We start from the raw sequence: 25,949 nt of genomic DNA, 5'->3' as shown, positions 1-25,949 counted from the left end.
CCCCACCCGGGGAAGAAGGTCAAGAATCGCGCTGGACATGTCGTGAAATTGGTCGTATAGTTGGTAGTTGCGCTCGATTCTCCCTGCCCTCATATGGTGGTCGGCACTGTCTGCGCGCCCCGCTCACCAGCGGCGCGTGCCCGCAGACACGGGAAAAAGATCGAGCGCAAAACCACCTGACGACAGAGGAATCGAGAAGCCCCGCGGGGCTCACGGAGGTTATTCCCTTGGCTGCTGCTCGCAACGCATCCACTCCCACCACCAACAAGAACGGACGCGGCGCATCCCGCCTCTCGTTCGCCAAGATCTCCGACACGCTGACGGTCCCCGACCTGCTTGCACTGCAGACAGAGTCGTTCGACTGGCTCGTCGGCAACGAGGCCTGGAAGGCGCGCGTCGCCGAGGCCAAGAAGGCCGGCCGCAAGGACGTCGCGACGGTCAGCGGTCTGGAAGAGATCTTTGAAGAGATCTCCCCGATCGAAGACCTCGGCGAGACCATGCAGCTCTCGTTCACGAACCCGTACCTCGAGCCCGAGAAGTACTCGATCGACGAGTGCAAGGAGCGCGGCAAGACGTACGCTGCCCCGCTCTACGTCGAGGCCGAGTTCATGAACCACCTCACGGGTGAGATCAAGACTCAGACCGTCTTCATGGGCGACTTCCCGCTGCAGACCGCAAAGGGCACGTTCATCATCAACGGCACCGAGCGTGTCGTCGTCTCGCAGCTCGTGCGCTCGCCGGGTGTCTACTTCGACAAGACGCCCGACAAGACCAGTGACAAGGACATCGTCTCGGCACGCGTCATCCCCAGCCGCGGTGCATGGCTCGAGTTCGAGATCGACAAGCGCGACCAGGTCGGCGTGCGCATCGACCGCAAGCGCAAGCAGTCCGTCACCGTCTTCCTCAAGGCCCTCGGCCTCACGAGCGAGCAGATCCTCGCCGAGTTCGCCGGCTTCCCCTCCATCGAGGAGACCCTGGCCAAGGACACCATCGTCACGAAGGAAGATGCGCTCCGCGACATCTACCGCAAGCTCCGTCCGGGCGAGCAGGTCGCTGCCGAGGCGGCACGTGCGCTCCTCGACAACTTCTACTTCAACCCGAAGCGCTACGACCTCGCCAAGGTCGGCCGCTACAAGATCAACCAGAAGCTCGGTCTCGATGCCGCGCTCACGGAGTCGGTGCTCACGGTCGACGACATCGTCGCCACGATCAAGTACCTGGTGCGTCTGCACGCCAACGTCGAGACCTTCACGGGCATCCGTGCGGGCAAGAAGGCCGAGATCCGTCTCGCGACCGACGACATCGACAACTTCGGCAACCGTCGCATTCGCGCCGTCGGCGAGCTCATCCAGAACCAGGTCCGCACGGGTCTCTCGCGCATGGAGCGCGTCGTCCGCGAGCGCATGACCACGCAGGACATCGAGGCGATCACGCCGCAGACCCTGATCAACGTGCGCCCCGTCGTCGCCGCGATCAAGGAGTTCTTCGGAACCTCGCAGCTGTCGCAGTTCATGGACCAGAACAACCCGCTCGCCGGTCTGACGCACAAGCGTCGCCTCTCGGCGCTCGGCCCGGGTGGTCTGTCGCGTGACCGCGCCGGTGTCGAGGTTCGTGACGTTCACCCGTCGCACTACGGCCGCATGTGCCCGATCGAGACGCCTGAAGGCCCGAACATCGGTCTGATCGGCTCGCTCGCGACCTTCGCGCGCATCAACTCCTTCGGTTTCATCGAGACGCCGTACCGCAAGGTCGTCGACGGTGTCGTGACCGACCAGATCGACTACCTCACCGCGAGCGAAGAGGACGACTTCATCGTCGCCCAGGCCAACGCTCCGCTGCTCGCTGACGGCAACTTCCGCGAAGACCGCGTCCTCGCCCGTCAGAAGGGTGGCGAGGTCGACCTGTTCGAGCCCACCGAGATCGGCTACATGGACGTCTCGCCGCGCCAGATGGTGTCGGTCGCGACCTCGCTCGTGCCGTTCCTCGAGCACGATGACGCACAGCGCGCGCTCATGGGCGCCAACATGCAGCGTCAGGCTGTTCCGCTGCTCCGTTCCGAGTCGCCGCTCGTCGGCACCGGTATGGAGGGCTACGCAGCCATCGACGCCGGTGACGTGATCACCGCAGAGAAGGCCGGTGTGGTCAGCGAGGTCTCCGCAGACCGCGTCGTCGTCATGCTCGATGAGGGCGGAACGCAGGAGTACTACCTGCGCAAGTTCGACCGCTCGAACCACGGCACCTCCTACAACCAGCGCGTCGTCGTGACCGCCGGTGAGCGCGTCGAGGTCAACGAGGTCATCGCCGATGGCCCCGCGACCGAGAACGGCGAGCTCGCACTCGGAAAGAACCTCCTCGTCGCCTTCATGACCTGGGAAGGCCACAACTTCGAGGACGCGATCATCCTCAGCCAGGACCTCGTGAAGGACGACACCCTTTCGTCGATCCACATCGAGGAGTACGAGGTCGACGCGCGCGACACCAAGCTCGGCAAGGAGGAGATCACCCGTGACCTCCCCAACGTCAGCCCGGAGCTGCTGAAGGACCTCGACGAGCGCGGCATCATCCGCATCGGTGCTGAGGTTCGCCCCGGCGACATCCTCGTCGGCAAGGTCACGCCGAAGGGTGAGACCGAGCTCTCGGCCGAGGAGCGCCTGCTCCGCGCCATCTTCAACGAGAAGAGCCGTGAGGTGCGCGACACCTCGCTCAAGGTTCCTCACGGTGAGCAGGGCACGGTCATCGCGGTCAAGGAGTTCAACGCCGAAGACGGCGACGACGAGCTCGGCTCGGGCGTCAACCGCCGCGTCGTGGTCTTCATCGCCCAGAAGCGCAAGATCACCGAGGGCGACAAGCTCGCTGGCCGTCACGGCAACAAGGGTGTCATCGCGAAGATCCTCCCGATCGAAGACATGCCCTTCCTCGAGGACGGCACGCCGGTCGACATCCTGCTCAACCCGCTCGGCATCCCGGGTCGAATGAACTTCGGCCAGGTGCTGGAGACCCACCTCGGGTGGATCGCCAAGCAGGGCTGGAAGATCGAGGGCACTCCGGAGTGGGCAGCGCAGCTGCCGCAGGAGGCGTTCGACGTCGCTCCCGGCACGAAGGTTGCGACGCCTGTGTTCGATGGCGCGTCCGAGGCGGAGATCTCCGGTCTTCTCGACTCGACGCTGCCGACGCGTGACGGCGTGCGCCTGATCGACTCGTCCGGCAAGACGACCCTCTTCGACGGTCGTTCGGGCGAGCCGTACCCGGCACCCGTCTCGGTGGGCTACATGTACATCCTGAAGCTCCACCACCTGGTCGACGACAAGATCCACGCACGCTCGACGGGCCCCTACTCGATGATCACCCAGCAGCCGCTCGGTGGTAAGGCGCAGTTCGGTGGCCAGCGCTTCGGTGAGATGGAAGTGTGGGCCCTCGAGGCCTACGGTGCGGCGTACGCGCTGCAGGAGCTCCTCACGATCAAGTCCGACGACATCCTCGGCCGCGTCAAGGTCTACGAGGCGATCGTCAAGGGCGAGAACATCCAGGAGCCCGGCATCCCCGAGTCGTTCAAGGTGCTCATGAAGGAGATGCAGTCGCTCTGCCTGAACGTCGAGGTCCTCTCGGCAGACGGCACGGCGGTCAACCTCCGTGACACCGATGACGAGGCCTTCCGGGCTGCAGAAGAGCTGGGTATCAACATCTCCAGCCGCTTCGAGTCCGCCTCGATCGACGAGATCTAAGCCAGAACCGATCGACAGGTCCCTGACCTGCTCATCACAAGCTTTATTTGAGACACAGGAGAACTAGTGCTCGACGCAACAACGTTCGATCAGCTTCGCATCGGTCTGGCCACCGCCGACGACATCCGTCGTTGGTCCTTCGGCGAGGTCAAGAAGCCTGAAACCATCAACTACCGCACGCTCAAGCCCGAGAAGGACGGTCTCTTCGGAGAGCAGATCTTCGGACCGAGCCGTGACTGGGAGTGCGCATGTGGCAAGTACAAGCGCGTCCGCTTCAAGGGCATCGTCTGCGAGCGATGCGGCGTGGAGGTCACCAAGAGCTCCGTCCGTCGTGAGCGCATGGGCCACATCGAGCTCGCAGCTCCCGTCACCCACATCTGGTACTTCAAGGGCGTCCCGTCGCGCCTGGGCTACCTGCTGGATATGGCGCCGAAGGACCTCGAGAAGGTCATCTACTTCGCCGCGTACATGGTCATCTCGGTCGACGAGGATGCGCGTCACCGCGACCTCGCGACCCAGGAGAACAACATCCGTCTTGAGCTCAAGACGCTGGGCGACCGCCGCGACTCGAAGATCGCCGACCGTCTGAACCGCCTCGAAGAGGAGCTCGCTGCTCTGGAGGAAGAGGGCGCCAAGGCCGACGCGAAGAAGAAGGTCAAGGACGCCGCCGAGAAGGAGATGTCGCTCATCCGCAAGGGTGCCGACGAGGCGATCGCCAAGCTCGAGCGCGTGTGGGAAGACTTCCGTACGCTCGAGGTCGGCGCGCTGCGCCCCGAGGATGACGTCTTCCACGAACTGCAGGACCGCTTCGGTCAGTACTTCGAGGCCTACATGGGTGCCGAGTCGATCCAGCGCCGTCTGGCATCGTTCGATCTGAAGGCCGAGTCGGAGAGCCTGCACCTGCAGATCTCCGAGGGCAAGGGTCAGCGCAAGATCCGCGCGATCAAGCGCCTCAAGGTCGTGAACTCGTTCCTCGAGACCGGCATGAGCCCGGCATCGATGGTTCTGGATGTCGTCCCGGTGATCCCGCCGGAGCTGCGCCCGATGGTTCAGCTCGACGGTGGCCGCTTCGCGACCTCCGACCTGAACGACCTTTACCGTCGCGTGATCAACCGCAACAACCGTCTGCGTCGTCTGATCGACCTCGGTGCCCCCGAGATCATCGTCAACAACGAGAAGCGGATGCTGCAGGAGGCCGTCGACGCACTGTTCGACAACGGCCGCCGTGGTCGCCCCGTCACCGGTACCGGCAACCGTGCTCTGAAGTCCCTCAGCGACATGCTGAAGGGTAAGCAGGGTCGTTTCCGTCAGAACCTGCTCGGCAAGCGCGTCGACTACTCGGGCCGTTCGGTCATCGTCGTCGGCCCGCAGCTGAAGCTGCACCAGTGTGGTCTGCCCAAGCAGATGGCTCTGGAGCTCTTCAAGCCATTCGTCATCAAGCGCCTGATCGATCTCGGTCACTCGCAGAACATCAAGGCCGCGAAGCGCGCCGTCGAGCGCACCCGCGCCGAGGTGTGGGATGTTCTCGAAGAGATCATCCGCGAGCGCCCCGTGCTGCTCAACCGTGCACCTACGCTGCACCGTCTGGGCATCCAGGCGTTCGAGCCGCAGCTCGTCGAGGGTAAGGCGATCCAGCTGCACCCGCTCGTGTGTGCCGCGTTCAACGCCGACTTCGATGGTGACCAGATGGCTGTGCACCTGCCGCTGTCGGTCGAGGCACAGGCTGAGGCCCGCGTGCTGATGCTCGCATCGAACAACATCCTGAAGCCGTCGGACGGCCGCCCGGTGACCCTGCCCTCGCAGGACATGATCATCGGTCTGCACCACCTGACCACGGTCAAGGAGGGCGCCCTCGGTGAGGGTCGCGCGTTCGGTTCGGTCGCTGAGGCGACGCTGGCCAAGGACGAGGGAACCCTCGACCTGCAGGCCAAGGTCCGCATCCGCATCCCGGGTCTGACGTTCCTTGAGGGCGAAGCTCCCGAGGGCTACGAGCGTCACGGTCTCGTCGACGCATCGCTCGGCCAGGCGCTGTTCAACGACACGCTGCCCAAGGGCTACCCGTTCGTTCGCGAGCAGGCTGACAAGGGCAAGCTGTCGCAGATCGTCAACAAGCTCGCCGAGGAGTACCCCAAGGTCGAGACGGCGGCGACGCTGGACCGCATCAAGGACGCCGGCTTCTACTGGGCCACCCGTTCGGGTGTCACGGTGGCGCTGAGTGACATCCTGACCCCGCCGAACAAGGCGGAGATCGTTGCGGGCTACGAGAAGCAGGCCGCCAAGGTCCAGTCGCAGTACGAGAAGGGCCTCACGACCGACACGGAGCGTCGTCAGGAACTCATCAAGATCTGGACCGAGGCAACCGACGAGGTCCAGGCTGCGATGAAGGCGCACTTCCCGGAGGACAACACCATCAACCGCATGGTGACCTCGGGCGCTCGTGGTAACTGGCTGCAGATCCGTAACATCGCGGGTATGCGAGGCCTGGTGAACAACCCGAAGGGTGAGATCATCCCTCGCCCGATCATCTCCTCGTACCGCGAGGGGCTGTCGGTCGCCGAGTACTTCATCGCGACGCACGGTACCCGTAAGGGTCTGGCTGACACCGCTCTGCGTACCGCTGACTCGGGTTACCTGACCCGTCGTCTGGTGGATGTCTCGCAGGACGTCATCATCCGCGAGGAGGACTGTGGCACTGCGAAGGGCCTCGAGCTCCCGATCGCCGCTCCGAACTCGCAGGGCGAGCTCGTGCGCGACCCGAACGTCGAGAACTCGGTGTTCGCTCGTACGCTGGCATCCGACGTCGTCAACGAGGCGGGCGAGGTTCTCGCCAGCGCCGGCGACGACGTGGGTGACGTGCTCATCGACAAGCTCGTCGGTCTGGGTGTCGAGAACATCAAGGTGCGCTCGGTTCTCACGTGTGAGTCCGCTGTCGGTGTCTGCGCCCAGTGCTACGGCCGTTCGCTCGCCACGGGCAAGACGGTCGACATCGGTGAGGCCGTCGGCATCATCGCGGCACAGTCGATCGGTGAGCCCGGTACGCAGCTGACGATGCGTACGTTCCACACCGGTGGTTCGGCATCGGCCGATGACATCACGCAGGGTCTTCCCCGCGTGCAGGAGCTCTTCGAGGCACGTACCCCCAAGGGTGCATCGCCGATCGCCGAGGCCGATGGCCGCATCACGATCGACGAGACCGACAAGGCCAAGAAGGTCATCCTGACGCCCGACAACGGCGACGAGCCTGTCGTCTACCCGGTGCTGAAGCGTGCCACGCTGCTCGTCGAAGACGGCCAGCACGTCACGGTCGGCCAGCCCCTGCAGGTCGGCACGCTCGACCCCAAGGAGGTCATGCGTGTCATGGGTGCCCGCGAGGTGCAGCGCTACCTCGTGAACGGCGTCCAGGGCGTGTACCGCTCACAGGGTGTGCCGATCCACGACAAGCACATCGAGGTCATCGTCCGCCAGATGCTCCGCAAGGTCACCGTCGTCGACCACGCCGACACGACCCTGCTGCCCGGTGAGATGATCGACGCTCGTCGCTACCAGGACATCAACCGCGAGACGGTTGCTGCGGGCAAGCGCCCGGCATCGGGTCGTCCCGAGCTCATGGGTATCACCAAGGCGTCGCTGGCGACCGAGTCGTGGCTGTCGGCCGCCTCCTTCCAGGAGACGACCCGCGTGCTCACGCAGGCCGCCATGGAGGGCAAGAGCGACCCGCTGATCGGTCTCAAGGAGAACGTCATCATCGGTAAGCTCATCCCCGCCGGCACCGGTCTGCGTCGCTACCGCGACATCACGGTCGAGGCCACGGAAGAGGCGAAGAGCGAGCGCTACCCGAACCGGATCTTCGCATCCGACGGTGCGTACGCCGACAGTGACTTCGGTTACGTCGACTTCGACGCGTTCTCGACCGACGACATCACGCCCGGCACTTACAACTGAGTGAGGCGCGTGTGATCTAGGTCACATCGCAAAGGCCCCAGGTTCTTCGGAATCTGGGGCCTTTCGCGTTCGCGGTTGCCACTGTCGAGCGGCTGTCCCCTACTCGAAAAGGTGCGCGACGATGCTCGAGGTGTAGCCGCTGGGTGCGAGGTTGGAGTACTTGGTGTCGATGAGCACGTCGTCACGCCAGAACAGCGTGCGCCCGTCGGTGACGGGGTAGGTCCCGTTGGCCCATTCCTTCTCGCAGCGTGTGCCGTTGTCGGGTGTGAAGCACGTGAAGCCATCCTTCGCGGCGAGTCCGTTCAGGAGATCGAGTGCGGGTCCGCGGCTCATCTCCGAGATCGTGGTCATGATGTAGGTCGTGTCTGCTCGGGGGTCGCGCCAGAGACAGATGAGCGAGCCGTCGGGCTGCGCACCGGTGGGGCCGAAGTTCTCGGGGTTGAGCGGGGTCTCTCCGAGTTGCGCCAGCACGTCCTCGGAGAGGATCTCTCGGCAGTCCGTGGGCATCTTCACGGCCTTCGTCGTTGACGTGGGCGAAGGGCTCGGTTTCGCGGTCGAGGGGGCGCTCGTGCTGGGCGCGGGGTCCACGGGGCGCTGGAGGAGGCTTCAGGGCCCGAAGCGCTTCCGAGAGGCGCGCACGCGGCAAGACCGCCGGCGAGGCTGAGCGCGGCCAGCAGCACTATTCCGTGGCGGAGAGGTGTCCGGCGTGACGTGGGGCTGGTCGGTGCGCTCATGGGCATACGCTAGTGGACGAGAGCGGGCGTGGCCAGGATGCGGCGCCGTGCAGTCGATCGTGCAGAGGAGCAAAGATGCCGGAGCCGGTGCCGACGCGGGTGGTCGTGATCGGGGATGCCCTGATCGATGAGATTCGGGATGCCGGCGGCGTGCGTGAACTCGTCGGCGGTGCTGCGTTGAATGTGGCGGTCGGGCTCACGCGACTGGGTGTTCCCGCAACCCTCATCGCGATGGTCGGAGCGGATGCTGCGGGCGACCACATCCGCACCTATCTGCACGATCACGGAGTGGATCTGCTGGCCAGTGAGGCGCCGCTCGGCTCGTCGCGGGCCATCGTCACGCGGGGGACGGATGGTGAGCCGAGCTACCGGTTCAATGAGGCTGCGCAAGGTCGAAGCATCCGCTATTCCGACGCCGAAAAGGAAGCGCTTGCACAGGCCGACGCCGTCGTCGTGAGCTGCTTTCCCTTCGACAACGCCGCAGAGGTCGAGGCACTTCTGGACGCAGTGGGAGATCGGCCCCTGATCGTCGATCCGAATCCCCGAACCGGGATGATGCGCGATCGTGCGGATCTCGCCGACGGTTTCGTGCGCGTGGCCGCGGGCGCGCGTGCGATCAAGATCGGGTCGGATGACGCAGAGATTCTCGCCGACGGCGACCTGTCGGCGTTGGGGGAGCGCCTGCGCGACAACGGCGCAGAGGTCATCCTGATGACAGCAGGCGCGGCGGGTGCCGCACTGCGCGCGCCGGGCTGGGAGATCAGCCGACCCATCGCGACCCTGCCCGGGGCGATCGTCGACACGGTAGGTGCGGGCGATGCCACACTGGCCGCGCTCGTCGCGGGGCTCGTGAGCGGAGTCCCCGAGACGGAGGCGGCGGCGGGGGATCTCCTCGACCGCATCATGGAGGTCGCTGCGGCGACGTGCCGCGGGGAAGGTGGGCTGCTGCGCACGCCGGAGTCGCTGCTCGCTTCGCCGATGGATCGCATCGCGACCTAGATCCTGGCGAATCTGGGCGCTGATCGGGCGATTTCACGCGCTCGCGTTCGACAGGTAGTATTGATCTTCGCGCCCCCGGTCTGCTGGAAAAGTGGGACGGGCGTGCACTGGCAAGTTGCCCGAGCGGCCAAAGGGAGCTGACTGTAAATCAGCCGCGTAAGCTTCGGGGGTTCGAATCCCTCACTTGCCACCAGTAGTACACGAAGGGCCCTGCGTAAGCAGGGCCCTTCGTCGTTCCTGCCCTGCGCTGTCGCCGAACTATCACGGGATGGTATCGGTCATTGCGTCCCGTCCTTCTCGCGGGTATAAATGTAAGCGCTTGCACAATCCCCTCGGGACAGCGACGACCACGCGCGAGCCGATCCCAGACTCCGCGGGACCACGACAGAGAGGTACACCAATGAAGGTGAACAAGAAGGGCGTTCTCGGCATCAGCGCCCTGATCGCCACAAGCGCCCTGATCCTCACCGGCTGCGCCGGCGGTGGCGGCGACGCCGGCTCCACGGCCCCCGCTGACGGCGGATCGCTCACGGTCTGGGTCGACGCCGACCGTGCGACCGTGCTCAAGGACGCCGCGAAGGCATTCCAGGATGAGACGGGAGTGAAGGTTACCCTCGTTCAGAAGGACTTCGGTGAGATCCGCGACCAGTTCATCTCGCAGGTCCCCACCGGCAAGGGCCCGGACATCGCGGTCGGCGCGCACGACTGGCTCGGCACTCTCGTGACCAACGGAGTCGTCGCCCCGGTCGAGCTCGGCGACGCAGCGGGTGACTTCCAGAAGGTCGCCATCGACGCGATGTCGTACGAGGGCAAGACCTACGGTGTGCCGTACTCGATCGAGAACATCGCGCTCATGCGCAACACCGCGCTGGCGCCGGAGGCACCCGCGACCTACGACGAGATGATCGCTGCGGGCACGGCGGCAGGAACCGAGTACAAGTTCCTCGTCGGGCTCGACCCCGAGCAGGGCGACCCGTACCACCTGTACCCGTTCCAGACGTCCTTCGGAGCTCCGGTCTTCGGCACCAACGCCGATGGCACCTACAACGCCGCTGACCTGCAGATCGGCAACGCCGGTGGCGACGCCTTCGCCGGATGGCTGGCCGCACAGGGCGCCGCGGGCATCCTGAACACGAACATCTCGGGTGACCTCGCTCGTGAGAGCTTCGTCGCGGGCAAGTCGCCCTTCTTCCTCACCGGCCCGTGGAACGTTCCGGCCGCGCAGGACGCAGGGCTCGACATCGCGATCGACCCGATCCCCTCGGCCGGTGGCCAGCCGGCGCAGCCGTTCGTCGGCGTGCAGGGCTTCTTCCTCAGCGCGAAGAGCAAGAACGTCGTCGCGGCGACGAACTTCCTCACGAACTACATCGGCAGCGAAGACGTGCAGACCGCGCTCTTCGAGGTCGGCGGCCGTGCACCGGCACTGACCGCCTCGTTCGACGCAGCACTCGCATCCGATGAGATCGTCGAGGGCTTCGGCACGGTCGGCGCGGACGCCGTGCCGATGCCGAACATCCCGCAGATGGGATCCGTCTGGGAGTTCTGGGGCGTGACCGAGGTCGCGATCATCAACGCACAGGGTGACCCGGTCACGCTGTGGCAGAAGATGACCAGCGACATCGCGGCCGCGATCAAGTAATTCGCTCAGTCTCCGGGGCGGCGCTCGCACAGGGTGTCGCCCCGGAACTGTCAGCGGTAGCATCCCCACAACAAAGGGCTCAGACGATGACGATGACTCCCCAGCGGACTTCCGCCGAGATCCGCAGAGACAAGCTCTCCGCCCGTGCCGCGCGCATGGCGGAAGCGGCGAGCGGCGGCTGGAAGGTCGTGCTCTTCAAGATCGTGGCGCTCGGCCTGATCGACGCGATGGCACTGTACTCGTGCCTCGTGCTCTTCCGCGCGGGCAACTGGGTCGTGGGCTCGATCATCGCGGTCGGCACGATCGTCGTCAACATCATCTACCTGCGCAAAGGTGGCCTGCCCGCGAAGTACCTCACCCCGGGACTCATCTTCCTGCTGATCTTCCAGATCTTCGTCGTGCTGTACTCGGGCTACATCGCTTTCACGAACTACGGCACTGGCCACAACAGCACCAAGGAAGATGCGATCAGCGGCATCATGCTGCAGAACCAGGAGCGTGTGCCGGATTCCGACGCGTACCCGGTCTCGGTGCTGCAGGGGCCGGGCGAACTCCTGTTCCTGGTCACTGACCCGGACGGTGACGCACTCATCGGCGGAACGGACCGTCCCCTTGAGAGCGTCGACGATGCGACGTTCGAGGGTGGCAAGGCGGTCGGAGCCCCCGGCTACACGACGTTGGACTTCGCCGGGCTCATCGCCAATTCCGAGGAGATCACGCAGATCAGCGTGCCGATCAGCGACGACGTCAACGACGGGATGCTGAGCACCGCCGACGGCGCCACGGCCTACCTCTACACGTCGCGCTATGTCTACGACGAGGTCGCCGACACGATGACCGACACGGAGAGCGGTGTCGTCTTCTCCAACATCGGCACGGGCGCGTTCACTGCACCGGACGGCACCGAGATCCTGCCGGGATGGCAGATCACCGTCGGCTTCGACAACTTCATCCGCGCCTTCACCGAACCGAGCATTCGGGAGCCGCTCATCTCGGTCACGATCTGGACGTTCGTCTTCGCGATCCTCTCGGTGGCGACGACGTTCATCCTGGGTCTCTTCCTCGCCATCGTGTTCAACGATCCGCGGATGAAGAGCAAGAAGTTCTACCGGGTCATCATGATCCTGCCGTACGCGTTCCCCGGGTTCCTGTCGGCGCTGGTGTGGGCGGGAATGCTGAATCAGGAGTTCGGCTTCGTCAATACGGTCCTGTTCGGCGGCGCGGAGATCCCCTGGCTGACGAACGAGTGGCTGGCGAAGTTCAGCATCATCTTCGTGAACCTGTGGCTCGGATTCCCCTACATGTTCCTCGTCACGACCGGGGCGCTGCAGTCGATCCCCGACGAGCTGACCGAGGCCGCGCACATGGACGGCGCGCGCACCTTCCAGGCATTCCGCCTCATCAAGCTGCCGCTGCTGCTCGTCTCTGTCGCACCGCTGTTGATCTCGTCCTTCGCCTTCAACTTCAACAACTTCAACCTGATCTACATGCTGACCGGGGGTGGCCCGCGCGACATCACCGCAGGAGTGAACGTCGGCGCCACCGACATCCTCATCTCGATGGTCTACAAGGTCGCCTTCATCGGCGCCAACCGTGATTACGGTCTGGCGAGTGCCTTCTCGATCATCATCTTCATCCTGGTGGCGACGATCTCGATCATCGCCTTCCGCCAGACCAAGGCTCTCGAGGAGCTGAACTGACATGACGAACACCGACGTTCACCCCACGACCCGAGCCGCGATCGTCGCCCGCACAGGCAGCGACGGAACAATCCCGCTGCCGCGCCGGCCCTTCCCGAAGTGGTTCCGCGAAACCGGCTGGCGCCACATCATCGGCATCGCGATGCTGATCTTCGCGGCGTTCCCGCTGCTGTACGTGCTCTCGGCGTCCCTCAACCCCGGTGGCACGCTGGTCACAGCGAACTCGCTGTTCTCCACCGTCGACCTGGGCAGTTATGTCGAGCTGTTCAACCGTCCGCAGCAGCCGTACGCGGCCTGGTTCGCCAACACGCTCGTGATCGGCCTGAGTTCCGCAGCAGGCACCGTGCTTCTGGGAGCCCTCGCGGCTTACGCTTTCTCACGCATGCGGTTCACAGGGCGCCGGTTCGGGCTCATGACGCTGCTGCTGGTGCAGATGTTCCCGCAGCTGCTGGCGATGGTCGCGATCTTCCTTCTGATGAGCGCGATCGCCGACATCTTCCCGGCGATCGGCTTGAACAGTCAGATCGGCCTGATCATGGTCTATCTCGGCGGTGCCCTGGGTGTGAACACCTACCTGATGTACGGGTTCTTCAACACTGTTCCCGCGTCGATCGACGAGGCAGCGAAGATCGATGGTGCGGGCCATGCGCGCATCTTCTTCACGATCATCCTGCGTCTGGTCGCTCCGATCCTCGCCGTGGTCGGTCTGCTGTCGTTCCTCGGCACGATGAGCGAGTTCGTGATCGCGAGCGTCATCCTCGTCGATCCGGAGAAGCAGACCCTCGCGGTCGGCCTCTACCAGTTCATCTCGCAGGAGACGTCGCGCAACTGGTCGGTCTTCGCGGCCGGTGCGGTGCTCGCCGCGCTCATCCCGATGGGGTTGTTCCTGGCGCTGCAGCGGTTCATCGTGGGCGGGCTGACCGCGGGAAGCGTCAAGTAGGCGATGCGCGGTGCGCGTTCGGTCGTCGTGTGGGGTGCCCTCGTGGCATCCGCTGTGGCGATGTCCGGATGCTCGGTGCCGGCTGCTGTCGAGCGTGCGGCCCCAGACGTCGGCGTCCAGCTCTTCCAGCTGCCCTGGACCTCCATCGCAGAGGAGTGCGAGAGCACGCTCGGCCCTGCGGGGTTCGCCTGGGTGCTCACCTCTCCGCCGCAGGAGCACGTCGTGGGGGAGCAGTGGTGGGTCTCATACCAGCCGGTCAGCTACCAGATCGAGTCCCGCTTGGGGACGCGGGCGGAGTTCGCCGACATGGTCTCGCGGTGCGCGGCGGTCGGTGTCGATGTCATCGCGGATGGCGTCATCAACCACATGAGCGGTCAGGATGCTCCCGGCACGGGCTGGGCAGGATCGGCTTACTCGCATCAGGGATATCCGGGCCTGTACGGGCCGGGGGAGTTTCACCATTGCGGCCTCACCGCTCAGGACGACATCGAGGACTACGGCTCGCGCGAGCAGGTGCAGAACTGCGAACTCGTGAACCTCGCCGACCTGGACACCGGATCACCCGCCGTGCGAAAGACGATCGGCGCCTACCTGGATGATCTGCTCTCGCTCGGCGTCGCAGGGTTCCGCATCGACGCGGCCAAGCACATGGCCGCGGAAGACGTGGCGGCGATCGTCGCCGCCCTGCCCGAGGGCACCAGGGTGATGAGCGAGGTCATCCGCGGTGCGCGTGAGCCGATCCAGCCGGAGGAGTACACGGCGTTCGGTGAGGTGTTCGAGTTCTCGTACGCACGAGAGCTCGGTCCACAGCTGGAGTCGGGGATGCTGTACGACCCGGATCTCTCGGGCGAGCGGCCGTTGCACGTCCCGACGTCGTCGGCAGTCGTGTTCATCGACAACCACGACACCGAGCGCGGCAACGCACCGCTGACCTACCGCGACGGCGCGGACTATCTCCTCGCCAACGTCCTCATGCTCGCCGACGACTACGGCACGCCCGTGGTGTACTCGGGCTACGCCTTCAGCGACCGCGATGCGGGTGCGCCGACGAACGCCGATGGCAGCGTCGACGGTGGCGCCTGCGCGCCGCATCCGGCTCCCGACGCGGACTATGCCGACGGCGACCGCACCTGCGTGCAGCGCTGGGCGGAGATCGTCGGGATGCTCGACTGGCGGTCCGTCGTCGGCGGCGCAGCGCGGATGCCGGGTGTCAGTGAGAACGACGCCTACGGTTTCGAGCGCGAAGGGCGCGGGGCCGTCGCCGCCAACCCGAACGATGCGGATGCCTCCGTCTCTGTTCCCACCTCCATGCCTGACGGCGAGTACTGCGACGTCGTGGCGAACGGACCGGGGTCGTCCTGTCCGGAGGGCGCGCGCGTCCGCGTGCGGGATGGCCTTGCCGCCTTTGACCTTGCTCCGCAGCAGGCCGCCGCGATCCATCTCGGATCACGGGTGTCGTAGCGACGCCACGCCGACCAGACTCATAACTGAACAACAATCTGAAGGCTCTGTCATGGCGTCCTGCCGTGCATCCGCGTCGCATCCCGCGCACTCGTGCGCTCTACGAAAGGATCCGGTGCCACCATGACGCACCTCACCCCGCACCACGACGGCTCACCGCTGTACGTGTCGAACTCCGCTCCCGCACTCGGGGACACCGTGCGCGTGCGCGTGCGCATCCCGAGTGGCTACGGGCCGCTCGCTGCCGTGCGCACGCGATCCAACCCCGACCACGAACCGGCCTGGTCGGATGCCGTTCGTCAGGGCGTCGTCGATGGCTGGGAATGGTGGGAGGCGGAGATCGTCGCCGCCAATCCCCGGCATGGATACCGCTGGCTCTTCGTCCACGAGGACGGCACAGTGCACTGGCTCAATCAGTCCGGACTGCACACACTTGAGACGCTCGATGCCGAGGACTTCGCGCTGGTCACCTCGCCTCCTCCTCCGGCCTGGAAGCACGACGCGGTGATGTATCAGGTGTTCCCGGACCGTTTCGCGCGCTCGCCGCAGGCGGATGCCCACCCCACACCGGACTGGGCCATCGCCGCGAGCTGGGACACTCCGGTGGACCCGGTGCTGCCCGGCCGCTCGCAGCAGTTCTACGGAGGTGACCTCGACGGCATCACGGCGCACCTCGACCACCTCGTCAAGCTGGGCGTCAACCTGCTGTATCTGACGCCCATCTTCCCGGCGGCGTCCAACCATCGCTACGACGCCTCGAGCTTCCTGTCGGTCGATCCGCTGTTGGGCGGTGATGAGGCATACTTGCGCCTGATCGAGGCGGCGCGCGCCCGAGGCATCCGCATCATCGGCGACCTCACCAGCAACCACTCCGGTGATCGCCACGAGTGGTTCCAGGCGGCGCTCGGTCACCCGGGTGCGCCGGAGGAGGAGTTCTACTACTTCACGGATGACGCGAACACCGAGTACATCTCGTGGCTCGGAACCCCGACGCTGCCGAAGTTCAACTGGGCGTCGCACGAGCTGCGGCGTCGCTTCATCGACGGCGCGGACTCTGTGGTCGCGAAGTGGCTGCAGCCGCCGTACAGCACGGATGGCTGGCGCATCGACGTCGCGAATATGACGGGGCGCCTCGGCGACATCGACCTCAACGCGGACGTGCGGCAGCTGCTGCAGCGGACCATGCACGAGGTGAACCCCGAGACGGTCCTGCTGGGGGAGTCGACCAACGACGCGGCGAGCGACCTGCAGGGCGACGGATGGCACGGGGCGATGACGTACCCCTCCTTCACTCGCCCGCTGTGGGCCTGGCTCAGCGCGCCCACGGGTGCTCCGTATCTGAACGCCGAGGGTGAGGAGCTCACCGAGCCGTGGTTCTTCGGCCAGCCCATCGGCGGCATCCCGCGCTACACGGCATCGGAGTTCGTGGCCGCGGTGACCCGCTTCACCGCGAGCATCCCGTGGCGTGTGCGCCTGGGCAATATGCAGCCGCTCGACACGCATGACACCGCGCGCTTCGCCACGAATGCCGCACCGGGGGCGATCCCGCTCGCTGTGGGGCTGTCGATGACGCTGCCCGGTGTTCCCGTCGTGTTCGCCGGCGACGAGTTCGGTCTCATCGGCACGGACGGTGAGGCCAGCCGGACGCCCATGCCCTGGGGTACGGAGGCAGAGCCGGCGGTGGCCGCGCGGCTGGCGCTGTACCGCTCGCTCATCGGGCTGCGCCGTGCGCATACGGTTCTCGGCACGGGTGGCATGCGCTGGGTGCATGTCGATGATGACGCGATCGTCTTCATCAGGGAGTCCGAGGAGGAGAGCATCCTCGTGGTCGCATCGCTACGCGACGTGGACGTCGTCCTCGCGCGTGGCGCGGTTGCCGGAGCGGCGGGTGCCGTCGCGCTCGTGGGGGATGCGCAGCTCGTGACCGACGACGACGGCATGACGCGCCTCTCCGCGATGGGACCCGTGTTCGCAGCCTGGGTGCTGCAGGGAGTCGCGCAGCCATGAATCGGTTCGAGGAAATCAGCGCAGGGATCACCACGGGAGTCCGCGCACACCCCGACCTGAGTGGGCTTGTGCTTCTCGGCTCCGCATCCGAGGACGCCGCGGCCCGCCGGGATGAATGGTCGGATCACGACTTCTTCGCCATCATCGCTCCGGGTCGCGGTCCTGCGGTGCGCCCTGATCTGGGGTGGCTGCCCGATCAGGACCGGATCGTCCTCACGGCGCGCGAGGGAGAGGTCGGATTCGTCGCCCTGTATGACGATGCGCACGTCTGTGAGTTCGCACTCGCCGAAGCGGACGAGCTCTCGGGCGCGCTCGTGACGGATGCGACGATCGTCGAGGACGACGCGGATGGTGCGCTCGCCGCCCTCGTGACTCGTGGGCGGAAGCAGGTTGAACAGACAGGTGCGCTCGATCCGGTGAATGATGTGCGGCTCGTGCTGGTCAAGCTCCTGATCGGGGTGGGCCGAGTCCGTCGCGGGGAGGTGCTGGCGGGCGGTGCGTTCATCCGACAGTGGGTCGTGCAGCATCTGCTTCGCGCGCTGCGCGGGCGTGCCGGTGAGCTGGGTGCGAGCTTCGGCGATCCGTGCGATCCGTTCCGGCGCTTCGAGCAGGACTTCCCGGTCTGGGGTGCGCGGATCGCGGATGCGCTCTCGCGTCCGCCGGAGGAAGCCGCCCGGGAGCTGTATCTCTTCACGCGCGAGGTGCTTGAGCCCGGGTGGGCGCAGTTCCCTTCCCGCGCCGCGGACGTCGTCGCGCTGCGACTGGGCTGGTGAGTCAAGAGCCGGGTCCGTTCGGGCCCGGCTCTTGATACGCGGTCGCAGTCTCGGCCACACTGAGTGCCATGGGATCAGCGTTGACCACCATCGGATTGCCCGTCGCACTCGGCATCATCATGTTCGGCCTCGGGCTGAGCCTGACCGTGGGCGATTTCGCCCGTGTCGCCAAGCAGCCGAAAGCGGTGATCGTGGCGCTTCTGTGCCAGCTGCTTCTGCTGCCGGCGATCTGCTTCGGTCTTGTGCTGTTGTTCCAGCTTCCGCCCGTCCTCGCCGTGGGAATGATGATGCTCGCCGCATCTCCGGGCGGCACCACCGCGAACCTCTACAGCCACCTCTTCCGGGGGGACATCGCGCTGAACATCTCGCTCACGGCGGTGAACTCGGTGATCGCGGTCATCACTCTTCCCATCATCACGAATCTCGCCATCGCGTACTTCCGGCCGTTCGACGACCAGCTGGGTCTGCAGTGGTCGAAGGCTCTGGAGGTCTTCGCGATCGTGCTGCTTCCTGTGGCGTTGGGCATGATCGTGCGTCGGTTCTGGCCTCGGTTCGCGGATGGCATGGACAAGCCCGTGCGGATCGCCTCCGTGATCATTCTGATCGTGGTGATCGCCGGGGCGGTGGCCTCGAACTGGTCGCTGCTGGTGGAGAACTTCACGCGTCTCGCGCTCATCACCGTCGCGTTCTGCGTGATCAGTCTCCTGGTGGGCTATCTGGTGCCGCGGCTGCTGCGCGTCGGTCGCCGCCAGGCCATCGCGTCGTCATTCGAGATCGGGATTCACAATGCGACGCTGGCCATCGTGATCGCGCAGACGGTGCTCGGCTCGGTCGAGCTGAGTCTGCCTGCGGCGGTGTACGGCGTGCTGATGTTCTTCATCGCGTTCGGCTTCGGCTTCCTCATTCGGGGGAAGGGCGAGGAGGGGGTGGATGCTGCGCCGGAGCGAAGCGCATCCGCCACCGCATCCTGATACTTCTTGAAAATCAGCTATCCACTTATATTCAGGAAAAATAAGCTCTATGCTTATGCCATGCCTGTTGCAGTGATCGCCGACATCATCGGCTCCCGCGCCCTTCCTGACCGGTCGGCCGCGCAACGCGAGTTCGCGCGCCTCTTCGCCGAGGTCGAAGAGGCGATGCCGCTCGCCGCCGAGCCCCTGCGCGCCACCGTCGGCGATGAGTTCCAGGCGGTCTATCCGACGCTCGATGCGGCGCTCGCCGCTCTCCTGTTGATTCAGCTCGTCCTGCCCGACGAGCTCGGCCTGCGTTTCGGCGTCGGTGTCGGCGAGGTGAGAGCCGTCACCGGTGCGGATGCGGCGCTGCAGGACGGCCCCGGATGGTGGGCCGCGCGCGACGCGATCGACCTCGTGGACGCCCGGCAACAGCGCGCCATGCCGAGCACCCGCACCTGGATTGTCGGCGGTGACGGCCATGATGGGCGGATGAGCGACGCGATCGACACCGCCAACGCGTACGTCCTGCTGCGCGACCAGCTGGTTACCGGAATGACCGCGCGAGAGCGCCGTCTCACGTATGGGCGTTGCCTGGGCCAGACGCAGAACGCGCTCGCGGCGGCTGAGGGCATCTCGCAGTCGGCGGTGTCGCAGGCGCTGCAGAATGCGGGGGCCGTTGCGGTCGTCGCGGGCTTCGAGATCCTCAGAGAGCGAGCGGCCGCATGATTCTCGCCGCGAACATCCTGCTGGCCGTCGGCATTGCCGACCTGCTGCGCACCCACGTCCGGCGTTCGGTGCAGCCGATCGCCTTCGGCGTGGCTGCCGTCGTGCTGCTTCTGCTCGGGGCTGCATCCGAATCTGCACTCCCTGCTCTTGCGGGCATCGTGGTGGCTGTCGGGTGGGTCTTCGCGATGCCGCTCCGCCGTCGCCCGCGTCTGGGGCTCTGGCCGGCGGGCATCCTGGCTGCCATCGCCATCGCGGCGGTGGTGTGGTCGCCGCGCAGCCCTGCGCTCGGAGTGATCGGCGACTCGTGGGTCCTCATCGCGCCGACCGGCCCCGTGCCTTTCGGGCTCGCGCTCCTGGCCGCCGGAATCGTCGTCGTGCTCCTGGAGACCGGCAACGTCATCGTGCGGGCAGCCCTCGCCAGCGAGAACGCGCAACTTCCCGCGGAGCTCTCGTCGACAGAGCCCCCGACCGTCCAGGCCCTCTCTGAGGACGCGATGACAGGCGACGACGCACCGGACTCCCCGGCCCCGGTACCCACGGCGCCCGCCTCCGGCTTCCGCGGCGGACGCCTGATCGGACCGCTCGAACGCATCCTCGTGCTCATGCTCACCCTCGTCGCGGCATACCCGCTGCTGGCGGCGATGCTGGCGGCGAAGGGCATCGTGCGCTTCCCCGAGATCTCCCGCGATCGCAAATCCGGCGCGGGTGCGGAGTACTTCCTCGTCGGGAGTCTCGTCAGCTGGGTGACAGCTCTCGGGGGTGCGTTCCTGCTGTGGTGGGCGGCATCGACGGGAATGCTGCGCTGATAGCCTGGTGGGCGTGTCGAATTCAACTCTGACGACCGCCGCCCCGGCCATCGACCCCACGTTCGAGAACGTGTGGGACGAGATTGTCTGGCGCGGACTCGTCCACGTGTCCACGGATCAGGATGCACTGCGCGCACTTCTTGCAGGACCGCCCGTCACGTATTACTGCGGATTCGACCCGACCGCGCCCAGCCTGCACCTCGGCCACCTGGTGCAGCTGCTGACTCTTCGCCGTCTTCAGCTCGCCGGTCACAAGCCGCTCGGCCTCGTCGGCGGATCGACCGGCCTCATCGGCGACCCCCGCCCCACGGCGGAGCGCACGCTCAACACCCGCGAGACGGTGGCCGAGTGGGTCGACCGCCTGCGCGGTCAGATCGAGAAGTACCTGAGCTTCGAGGGCGACAATGCCGCGCGCATGGTCAACAACCTCGACTGGACGGCCCCGCTCAGCGCGATCGACTTCCTGCGTGAGATCGGCAAGCACTACAGGGTCGGCACCATGCTGAAGAAAGACGCGGTCGCGGCCCGTCTGAACTCGGACGCCGGCATCAGCTACACCGAATTCAGCTACCAGATTCTTCAGGGTCTCGACTTCCTCGAACTGTACCGTCAGTACGACTGCGTGCTGCAGACCGGCGGCAGCGACCAGTGGGGCAACCTCACGAGTGGCACCGACCTGATACACCGCGTCGAGGGCACGTCGGTGCACGCGATCGGCACGCCGCTGATCACGAACAGCGACGGCACGAAGTTCGGCAAGAGCGAGGGCAACGCGATCTGGATCGACGCCGAGCTCACGAGCCCGTACGCGTTCTACCAGTTCTGGCTCGGCCAGGCGGATGCTGACGTCGTCGAGCGTCTCAAGGTCTTCACGTTCCTCACGCGTGCCGAGATCGATGAGTACGCGGCGCTCGTCGAGGCAGAGCCGTTCCGTCGTGCCGCGCAGAAGCGTCTCGCTTTCGAGGTGTGCGCACTGGTGCACGGTGTCGAGGCCACCCGGGCCGTGATCGCAGCCTCTGAGGCGCTGTTCGGTCAGGGCGATCTCACGACGCTGGATGCCGAGACGCTGCGTACCGCTCTGGAAGAGCTTCCGCACACGACGGCAGCATCGGGCACTCCCGTGGTCGAAGCCCTCGTCGAGACAGGACTCGTGTCGAGCCTCTCGGAGGCGCGTCGCGCGATCGCCCAGGGCGGCGTCTCGCTCGACGGCGCGAAGGTCGACGATGAGTCCGCGACAGTGACCGGCTCTCTCCCCGGTGGGGTCTCGGTGCTGCGTCGCGGCAAGAAGACCCTCGCCGGCATTTTCATCCAGGCCTGATTCTCGGCCGACGACAGCGCCACGATCGCGGGAGGCGAAGTGCCCTTCACTCCCAGTCATGCGATCGTGGCGTTGCCGTTCCTTCGCACGCCGCTGATTCCTGCGGCGATCGCGATCGGTGCGATGACTCCGGACCTCCCGCTTTTCGTCCGTGTGCTGGTGCCGGACTACATGGTGACGCACGATCTGCGAGCGATCGCGTTGACGGCCACGATCGCGCTCGTGCTTCTGCTGGTCTGGCGGTGCCTGCTCCGTCCGGCGGTGCGTCCGCTGGCACCGCGTTGGCTCGCGCGTCGGCTCCCGCGCGAATGGGATGCGGGAGCGCGTGCTGCCGTGCGCGAGACGTTTCCGTCTCTCGTCGGGGTGATCTGGCTCGTCGTGTCGCTCCTGATCGGAGTTGCATCGCACATCGTCTGGGATGCGTTCACGCATGAAGGTCGCGTCGGCACAGCGCTGTGGCCGGCACTGTCGCATCCGTGGGGTCCGTTGGACGGCTACAAGTGGTTGCAGTACGGCTCGACGGCGTTCGGCCTCGTGGTGCTGGTGATCGCGGCCCTTGTGTGGTTCGTCCGCCGCCCCGCCGTCGCCGGCGCAGCCCCGTGCGCCCCGCGTGCCCTGCAGATCACCTGGTGGCTGTCGCTCCCGGTGTTCCTGCTGGCTGCCTGGATCTGGGGTCTGGCCGCGTTCGGCCCGCTGACGGCATCGTTCACGGTGCGGCACCTCGCCTACCGCGTGCTGCCTCCCGCGTGCGCGGTATGGGGAGTGTTCACTCTTGCGGTGTGCCTCGTTGCGCCGCTGCTGGCTCGTCGGTCGATGCGGTCCATTCCGCAGTATCTGAGCCCCACCGACGTGGCGCGCTGAAGCCGGTCGGCCCGCCGAGGTAGGTGACGGCCGGAGCTGCGGTCGTGACGGCGTCGCCGTCGACGGTGAACGTCTGCAGGTGGGCGGTCACGTCGCTGGCTGTGGCGTGTGTCATCTCCGTCTGCCGGGGCATCCGCAGCAGTTCGGCGGCCATGCGTCGCAGCGAGGTCTCGACGAGCCACCCACCGCCCTCGACACTCTGCCGACGCAACGCCGCGCAGATGCCGGCCGCCAGGAGGTAGCCGGCACTGTGGTCCAGGCCCTGCGCAGGCAGTGCGCCCGGACGCTCCCCGTCGAGGGATTCGACCCACGAGATCCCGCTTGCCGCCTGGACGAGGCTGTCGAAGCCGCGCCGCTCGGGGACGTCAGAACCCCAGGCGGTGAGACGGGCGATCACCAGATGCGGATGCTGCGCGTGCAGTGCTTCGGGGGTGAGACCAAGACGGGCGAGGCCTTCCGCGCGATAGCCGAGGACGACGACATCCGCCGAGCGCAGCAGCTCACGCCAGCGGAGCGTGTCGGCAGTGATGTCGAGCAGCGCACTGCGCTTGCCATGACCGGTGTCGAGGTGCTGCCATTCCGGCTCCGGGATGCGCGGCGGATCGATGCGGAGCACCTCTGCACCGAGCAGTGCGAGAGTGCGGGTGGCAACGGGGCCGGCGATCACACGCGTGAGGTCGAGAACGCGGATGCCGCGCAGCGGCGCGCCGGGATCGTCGAGGCGGCGCACGGCCGGTGACGCATCACTCACCCGTGCGACGGTGATCGGGGGGTGCGCGCCGAGGGTGGCATCCGTCTCGGGGTTCTCGCGCGCGACCGAGACGCAGAGACCATCTGCCGCAGTGACCGCGGTCGTCGCGTCGACGGAGGTGAGGGCGCGTAGCCTGCGTGCGATGTCTTCCGGCGCAGCATCTGCGGTCAGACCCAGTCCGCGCCGCAGGGCGGCCGCATGGTGCGGGTAGTTGCCGTGCGTGCGCACCCACCCGTCGGCCGTGCGCCAGAATCCCGAGAAGGGCGACCACACGTCGGGAGTCACGCCGTTGATACGCAGGTGCCGGTCGCTCTGGAACGCGACCGCCACGCGCGCCGGATCGGTCTGCACGTGAACGACATCCGTCGTCAGCCGTGCGGCGGTGATCGCGGCGGCGGTCACGCTTGCCCACGCCAGGTCTCCGAGCGCAAGTCGTGCAGAGAGTGGCACCGCGCCAGGATCGGCATCCGTGACGTCGAGGTTGCGCGCTGAGTCCCCGAGCGCATCGCAGAAGCGTCGCAGCGTCGAATCACGCACAGAACCGGTCATGCGTCACACCCTATGCCGGAGGACGCGCGGCGCATCCGGGCGCGTCGGAATACGGGTATGCATGGTTGACTCTCCTCATGTCGCGTGCGCCGTTGCCGATTCTCGGGTCCCTGTCGAGCGGATATCGCCGGACGCTCTCGCACCTGCGGCCGACGCTGGTCCTCGTCGCTGTGGTGCAGGGTGCCGTCGCCCTGATCGCGGCGCCCCTGCTCGTCGGGATGTTCACACTCGCCGCGCGCTCATCGGGACTCATCGCGGTGACGGACACGACAGCGGGCGCACTGTTCGGCAGTCCGCTCGGCGTGACGATCGTGGTCGTCTCGCTGCTGCTGACTGTCGCCGCGGCGCTCACCCAGCTCGCGGTCTTCGCGGTCGTCGCACGACACCGAGAGAGCGGCGGTGAACCGGGCGTGCGAACGATCGCAGCGCAGCTGCGTCAACGCCTGATCGCGCTGGCGCGGCGCCCGTCGACGCTGGTGCTCATCCCGTACCTGATCCTGTTGCTGCCGCTGGGGCACGTCGGCTTCGGCTCCGTCCTGACCCGCTGGGTCTCGATCCCCGCGTTCGTGTCGGATGAGCTCCTGAAGTCGCCGAGCACGACCGCGATCTACGTCGGCTTTCTCCTCATTGTCTGGTGGCTCAACCTGCGGTTCGTGTTCGCGTTGCCGCTTCTCTTCTTGGGGGAGGGGAGCGCGCCCGCGGCTCTCGCGGCGAGTTGGCGCCTCACACGCTGGCGCAGCATCCGCGTTGTGGGTCTCCTGCTCGGCGTTGCCGTCCCGCTCACCCTGGCGCTGACCGTGCTGGGGATCATCGCCGTCCTGCCGACGGTGCTCAGCGATGCTGTCGCGCCGGAAGGCTCAGTCGTGGTCGCCGCCATCGGGCTGGCACTGCTGCAGGTGCTGGTCTTCTTCCTCGTGGGCGTGTCGGTCATGGTCCAGATGCAGGCACTCGTGCACGCGGCGGGCGCCGGTGGCGCGCTGACGGCGGATGCCCCGGAGATCGTCGAGGCAACGGACGTATCGGATGCCTCGGCGGTGCGGACGTCCCGCACCGCCGCGCGCATCGTCGCAGCGGGCGCCCTTGCCGCAGTCGTGGCGTTGACGGTGGCCGCGATCGGTCCGCTCTCGGAGGTTGCAGACGGCAGCACGGAGGTGCTCGGTCACCGCGGCTTCAGCGATGGAGGTGTCGAGAACACTCTGAGTGCCCTGGAGGCGGCCAACCGTGCAGGCGCTGATCTCGTCGAGATGGACGTGCTGCAGACGAAGGACGGCGGCTGGGTCGTCATGCACGACACGAAGTTGTCGCGTCTCGCGGGTCAGGATGTCGCCGTATCCGATCTGACGCTCGATGAGATCACCCGGATCGAGGTGCGCGACGCTGCCGGGCACGTCGACACGATCCCCTCGCTGGAGGCCTACCTCCGTCGCGCGAAGGAGCTCGACCAGCAGCTGCTCATCGAGATCAAGACGCACGGGAAGGAGACGCCGGACTATGTCGCGGAGCTCATCGCCTTCATCGACGAGGTGGACGATGCGGATACGCACATCTACCACTCGCTCGTCTCCCATGTGGTCGAGGAGTTCTCGACGCTGCGCCCCGATCTCACCATCGGATACATCCTGGCTCTCTCGTTCACCGGAGTCCCGGAGTCGCCGGCCGACTTCCTCGTTCTCGAGCAGAGCGCGTACGACAGGGAGAAGCGGGACATGCTTTGGGACCGAGGCCAGGGTGTGTTCGTCTGGACGGTGCAGGATGCTGCCGCCATGCGGGAGTACATGCGAGACAACGTCGACGGAATCATCACGGATCACCCCGACGTGGCGCTGACGGAGAGGGACGGTATCCGTGACGACATCGGTGTCGCCGCCCGGCTGCAGGATGCGGTGGATCGTCTGCTCGTGAATCCCTGACGAGGGAAGACCGTGGCGACACGCCCGGCGGGGTGGGTTGATTTGTGGGTTGGTGGGGTTGCGCGTAAGTTATTACTTGTTCGCCCCACAGGGAAGCGGAAGGGCCGGAAGGCCTCACCCCCCTCATGCTGGCGGACAGCCCACCACACTTCGAAGCC

Annotated in this window: 17 protein-coding genes and 1 tRNA gene; 16 read left to right on the top strand and 2 right to left on the bottom strand. The window is 66.3% G+C overall.

Going from position 1 to position 25,949, the window contains the following annotated elements; translation table 11 throughout:
• Nucleotides 1–227: 227 nt before the first annotated feature.
• Together rpoB and rpoC are read left to right on the top strand one after the other, a co-directional pair.
• A complete protein-coding gene (gene rpoB, locus AC1REM_RS00090) occupies nt 228–3,722 on the top strand; it encodes a DNA-directed RNA polymerase subunit beta (protein WP_492512737.1) in 3,495 nt (1,164 codons plus the stop codon).
• A gap of 66 nt (nt 3,723–3,788) precedes the next feature.
• Entirely contained in the window at nt 3,789–7,664 is a 3,876-nt protein-coding gene (gene rpoC, locus AC1REM_RS00085) for a DNA-directed RNA polymerase subunit beta' (RefSeq protein ID WP_492512736.1), read from the top strand.
• 99 nt (nt 7,665–7,763) lie between these two features.
• Here rpoC and AC1REM_RS00080 read toward each other — a convergent pair whose 3' ends face one another.
• Nucleotides 7,764–8,171: a hypothetical protein gene (locus tag AC1REM_RS00080; RefSeq protein ID WP_492512735.1), complete on the bottom strand. Its 408-nt coding sequence runs from the start codon at nt 8,169–8,171 to the stop codon at nt 7,764–7,766.
• A 302-nt stretch (nt 8,172–8,473) separates the two neighbouring features.
• On the opposite strand from AC1REM_RS00080, the gene AC1REM_RS00075 reads away from it, so the two are divergent.
• The 13 genes from AC1REM_RS00075 (at nt 8,474) to AC1REM_RS00015 (ending at nt 22,581) form a co-directional block, all read left to right on the top strand.
• Nucleotides 8,474–9,397 carry a carbohydrate kinase family protein gene (locus AC1REM_RS00075; protein WP_492512734.1) on the top strand — a complete coding sequence of 308 codons (924 nt, stop codon included), beginning with the start codon at nt 8,474–8,476 and terminating at the stop codon, nt 9,395–9,397.
• Nucleotides 9,398–9,506: 109 nt separating this feature from the next.
• Nucleotides 9,507–9,590 (top strand) — tRNA-Tyr (locus AC1REM_RS00070).
• Nucleotides 9,591–9,797: 207 nt separating this feature from the next.
• Nucleotides 9,798–11,036: a sugar ABC transporter substrate-binding protein gene (locus tag AC1REM_RS00065; RefSeq protein ID WP_492512733.1), complete on the top strand. Its 1,239-nt coding sequence runs from the start codon at nt 9,798–9,800 to the stop codon at nt 11,034–11,036.
• 86 nt (nt 11,037–11,122) lie between these two features.
• On the top strand, nt 11,123–12,736 hold the full coding sequence (locus tag AC1REM_RS00060; RefSeq protein ID WP_492512732.1) for an ABC transporter permease subunit: 1,614 nt from the start codon (nt 11,123–11,125) through the stop codon (nt 12,734–12,736).
• Between the two features lies 1 nt (nt 12,737).
• Nucleotides 12,738–13,676 (top strand): sugar ABC transporter permease, encoded by a 939-nt coding sequence (locus tag AC1REM_RS00055; RefSeq protein ID WP_492512731.1) that lies wholly within the window; start codon nt 12,738–12,740, stop codon nt 13,674–13,676.
• 3 nt (nt 13,677–13,679) lie between these two features.
• A complete protein-coding gene (locus AC1REM_RS00050) occupies nt 13,680–15,137 on the top strand; it encodes an alpha-amylase (protein WP_492512730.1) in 1,458 nt (485 codons plus the stop codon).
• 123 nt (nt 15,138–15,260) lie between these two features.
• Nucleotides 15,261–17,144, top strand: a complete 1,884-nt coding sequence (locus AC1REM_RS00045; protein ID WP_492512729.1) for a glycoside hydrolase family 13 protein — start codon at nt 15,261–15,263, stop codon at nt 17,142–17,144.
• Nucleotides 17,141–17,917 (top strand): hypothetical protein, encoded by a 777-nt coding sequence (locus tag AC1REM_RS00040; RefSeq protein ID WP_492512728.1) that lies wholly within the window; start codon nt 17,141–17,143, stop codon nt 17,915–17,917. The genes AC1REM_RS00045 and AC1REM_RS00040 overlap by 4 nt, the downstream gene beginning before the upstream one ends.
• Nucleotides 17,918–17,985: 68 nt before the next feature.
• Complete coding sequence (locus AC1REM_RS00035; RefSeq protein WP_492512727.1) at nt 17,986–18,888, top strand: bile acid:sodium symporter family protein; 903 nt, start codon at nt 17,986–17,988, stop codon at nt 18,886–18,888.
• A gap of 60 nt (nt 18,889–18,948) precedes the next feature.
• A complete protein-coding gene (locus AC1REM_RS00030) occupies nt 18,949–19,596 on the top strand; it encodes a SatD family protein (RefSeq protein WP_492512726.1) in 648 nt (215 codons plus the stop codon).
• Nucleotides 19,593–20,402: a hypothetical protein gene (locus AC1REM_RS00025; RefSeq protein WP_492512725.1), complete on the top strand. Its 810-nt coding sequence runs from the start codon at nt 19,593–19,595 to the stop codon at nt 20,400–20,402. Before AC1REM_RS00030 ends, AC1REM_RS00025 begins: the two co-directional genes overlap by 4 nt.
• A gap of 13 nt (nt 20,403–20,415) precedes the next feature.
• Nucleotides 20,416–21,720, top strand: coding sequence for a tyrosine--tRNA ligase (tyrS, locus tag AC1REM_RS00020; protein WP_492512724.1), 1,305 nt, complete (start codon nt 20,416–20,418; stop codon nt 21,718–21,720).
• Nucleotides 21,721–21,759: 39 nt separating this feature from the next.
• Nucleotides 21,760–22,581: a DUF4184 family protein gene (locus AC1REM_RS00015; protein ID WP_492512723.1), complete on the top strand. Its 822-nt coding sequence runs from the start codon at nt 21,760–21,762 to the stop codon at nt 22,579–22,581.
• On the opposite strand, the gene AC1REM_RS00010 is transcribed toward AC1REM_RS00015, so the two are convergent.
• Nucleotides 22,487–23,881 carry a CoA transferase gene (locus AC1REM_RS00010; RefSeq protein ID WP_492512722.1) on the bottom strand — a complete coding sequence of 465 codons (1,395 nt, stop codon included), beginning with the start codon at nt 23,879–23,881 and terminating at the stop codon, nt 22,487–22,489. The genes AC1REM_RS00015 and AC1REM_RS00010 overlap by 95 nt on opposite strands.
• Nucleotides 23,882–23,958: 77 nt before the next feature.
• On the opposite strand from AC1REM_RS00010, the gene AC1REM_RS00005 reads away from it, so the two are divergent.
• On the top strand, nt 23,959–25,791 hold the full coding sequence (locus AC1REM_RS00005) for a glycerophosphoryl diester phosphodiesterase membrane domain-containing protein (protein WP_492512721.1): 1,833 nt from the start codon (nt 23,959–23,961) through the stop codon (nt 25,789–25,791).
• Nucleotides 25,792–25,949: the final 158 nt, after the last annotated feature.

The organism is Microbacterium sp. GW823-FHT02G05, assembly GCF_058797175.1.
This window is presented reverse-complemented; position numbering and strand designations above follow the sequence as displayed.

Bases quoted from the DNA above. Each gene is read 5' to 3' on its own strand.
- AC1REM_RS00080 (WP_492512735.1), bottom strand. From the start codon at position 8,171: ATGCCCACGGACTGCCGAGAGATCCTCTCCGAGGACGTGCTGGCGCAA.
- AC1REM_RS00075 (WP_492512734.1), top strand. From the start codon at position 8,474: ATGCCGGAGCCGGTGCCGACGCGGGTGGTCGTGATCGGGGATGCCCTG.
- AC1REM_RS00065 (WP_492512733.1), top strand. From the start codon at position 9,798: ATGAAGGTGAACAAGAAGGGCGTTCTCGGCATCAGCGCCCTGATCGCC.
- AC1REM_RS00060 (WP_492512732.1), top strand. From the start codon at position 11,123: ATGACGATGACTCCCCAGCGGACTTCCGCCGAGATCCGCAGAGACAAG.
- AC1REM_RS00055 (WP_492512731.1), top strand. From the start codon at position 12,738: ATGACGAACACCGACGTTCACCCCACGACCCGAGCCGCGATCGTCGCC.
- AC1REM_RS00050 (WP_492512730.1), top strand. From the start codon at position 13,680: ATGCGCGGTGCGCGTTCGGTCGTCGTGTGGGGTGCCCTCGTGGCATCC.
- AC1REM_RS00045 (WP_492512729.1), top strand. From the start codon at position 15,261: ATGACGCACCTCACCCCGCACCACGACGGCTCACCGCTGTACGTGTCG.
- AC1REM_RS00040 (WP_492512728.1), top strand. From the start codon at position 17,141: ATGAATCGGTTCGAGGAAATCAGCGCAGGGATCACCACGGGAGTCCGC.
- AC1REM_RS00035 (WP_492512727.1), top strand. From the start codon at position 17,986: ATGGGATCAGCGTTGACCACCATCGGATTGCCCGTCGCACTCGGCATC.
- AC1REM_RS00030 (WP_492512726.1), top strand. From the start codon at position 18,949: ATGCCTGTTGCAGTGATCGCCGACATCATCGGCTCCCGCGCCCTTCCT.
- AC1REM_RS00025 (WP_492512725.1), top strand. From the start codon at position 19,593: ATGATTCTCGCCGCGAACATCCTGCTGGCCGTCGGCATTGCCGACCTG.
- AC1REM_RS00010 (WP_492512722.1), bottom strand. From the start codon at position 23,881: ATGACCGGTTCTGTGCGTGATTCGACGCTGCGACGCTTCTGCGATGCG.
- AC1REM_RS00005 (WP_492512721.1), top strand. From the start codon at position 23,959: ATGTCGCGTGCGCCGTTGCCGATTCTCGGGTCCCTGTCGAGCGGATAT.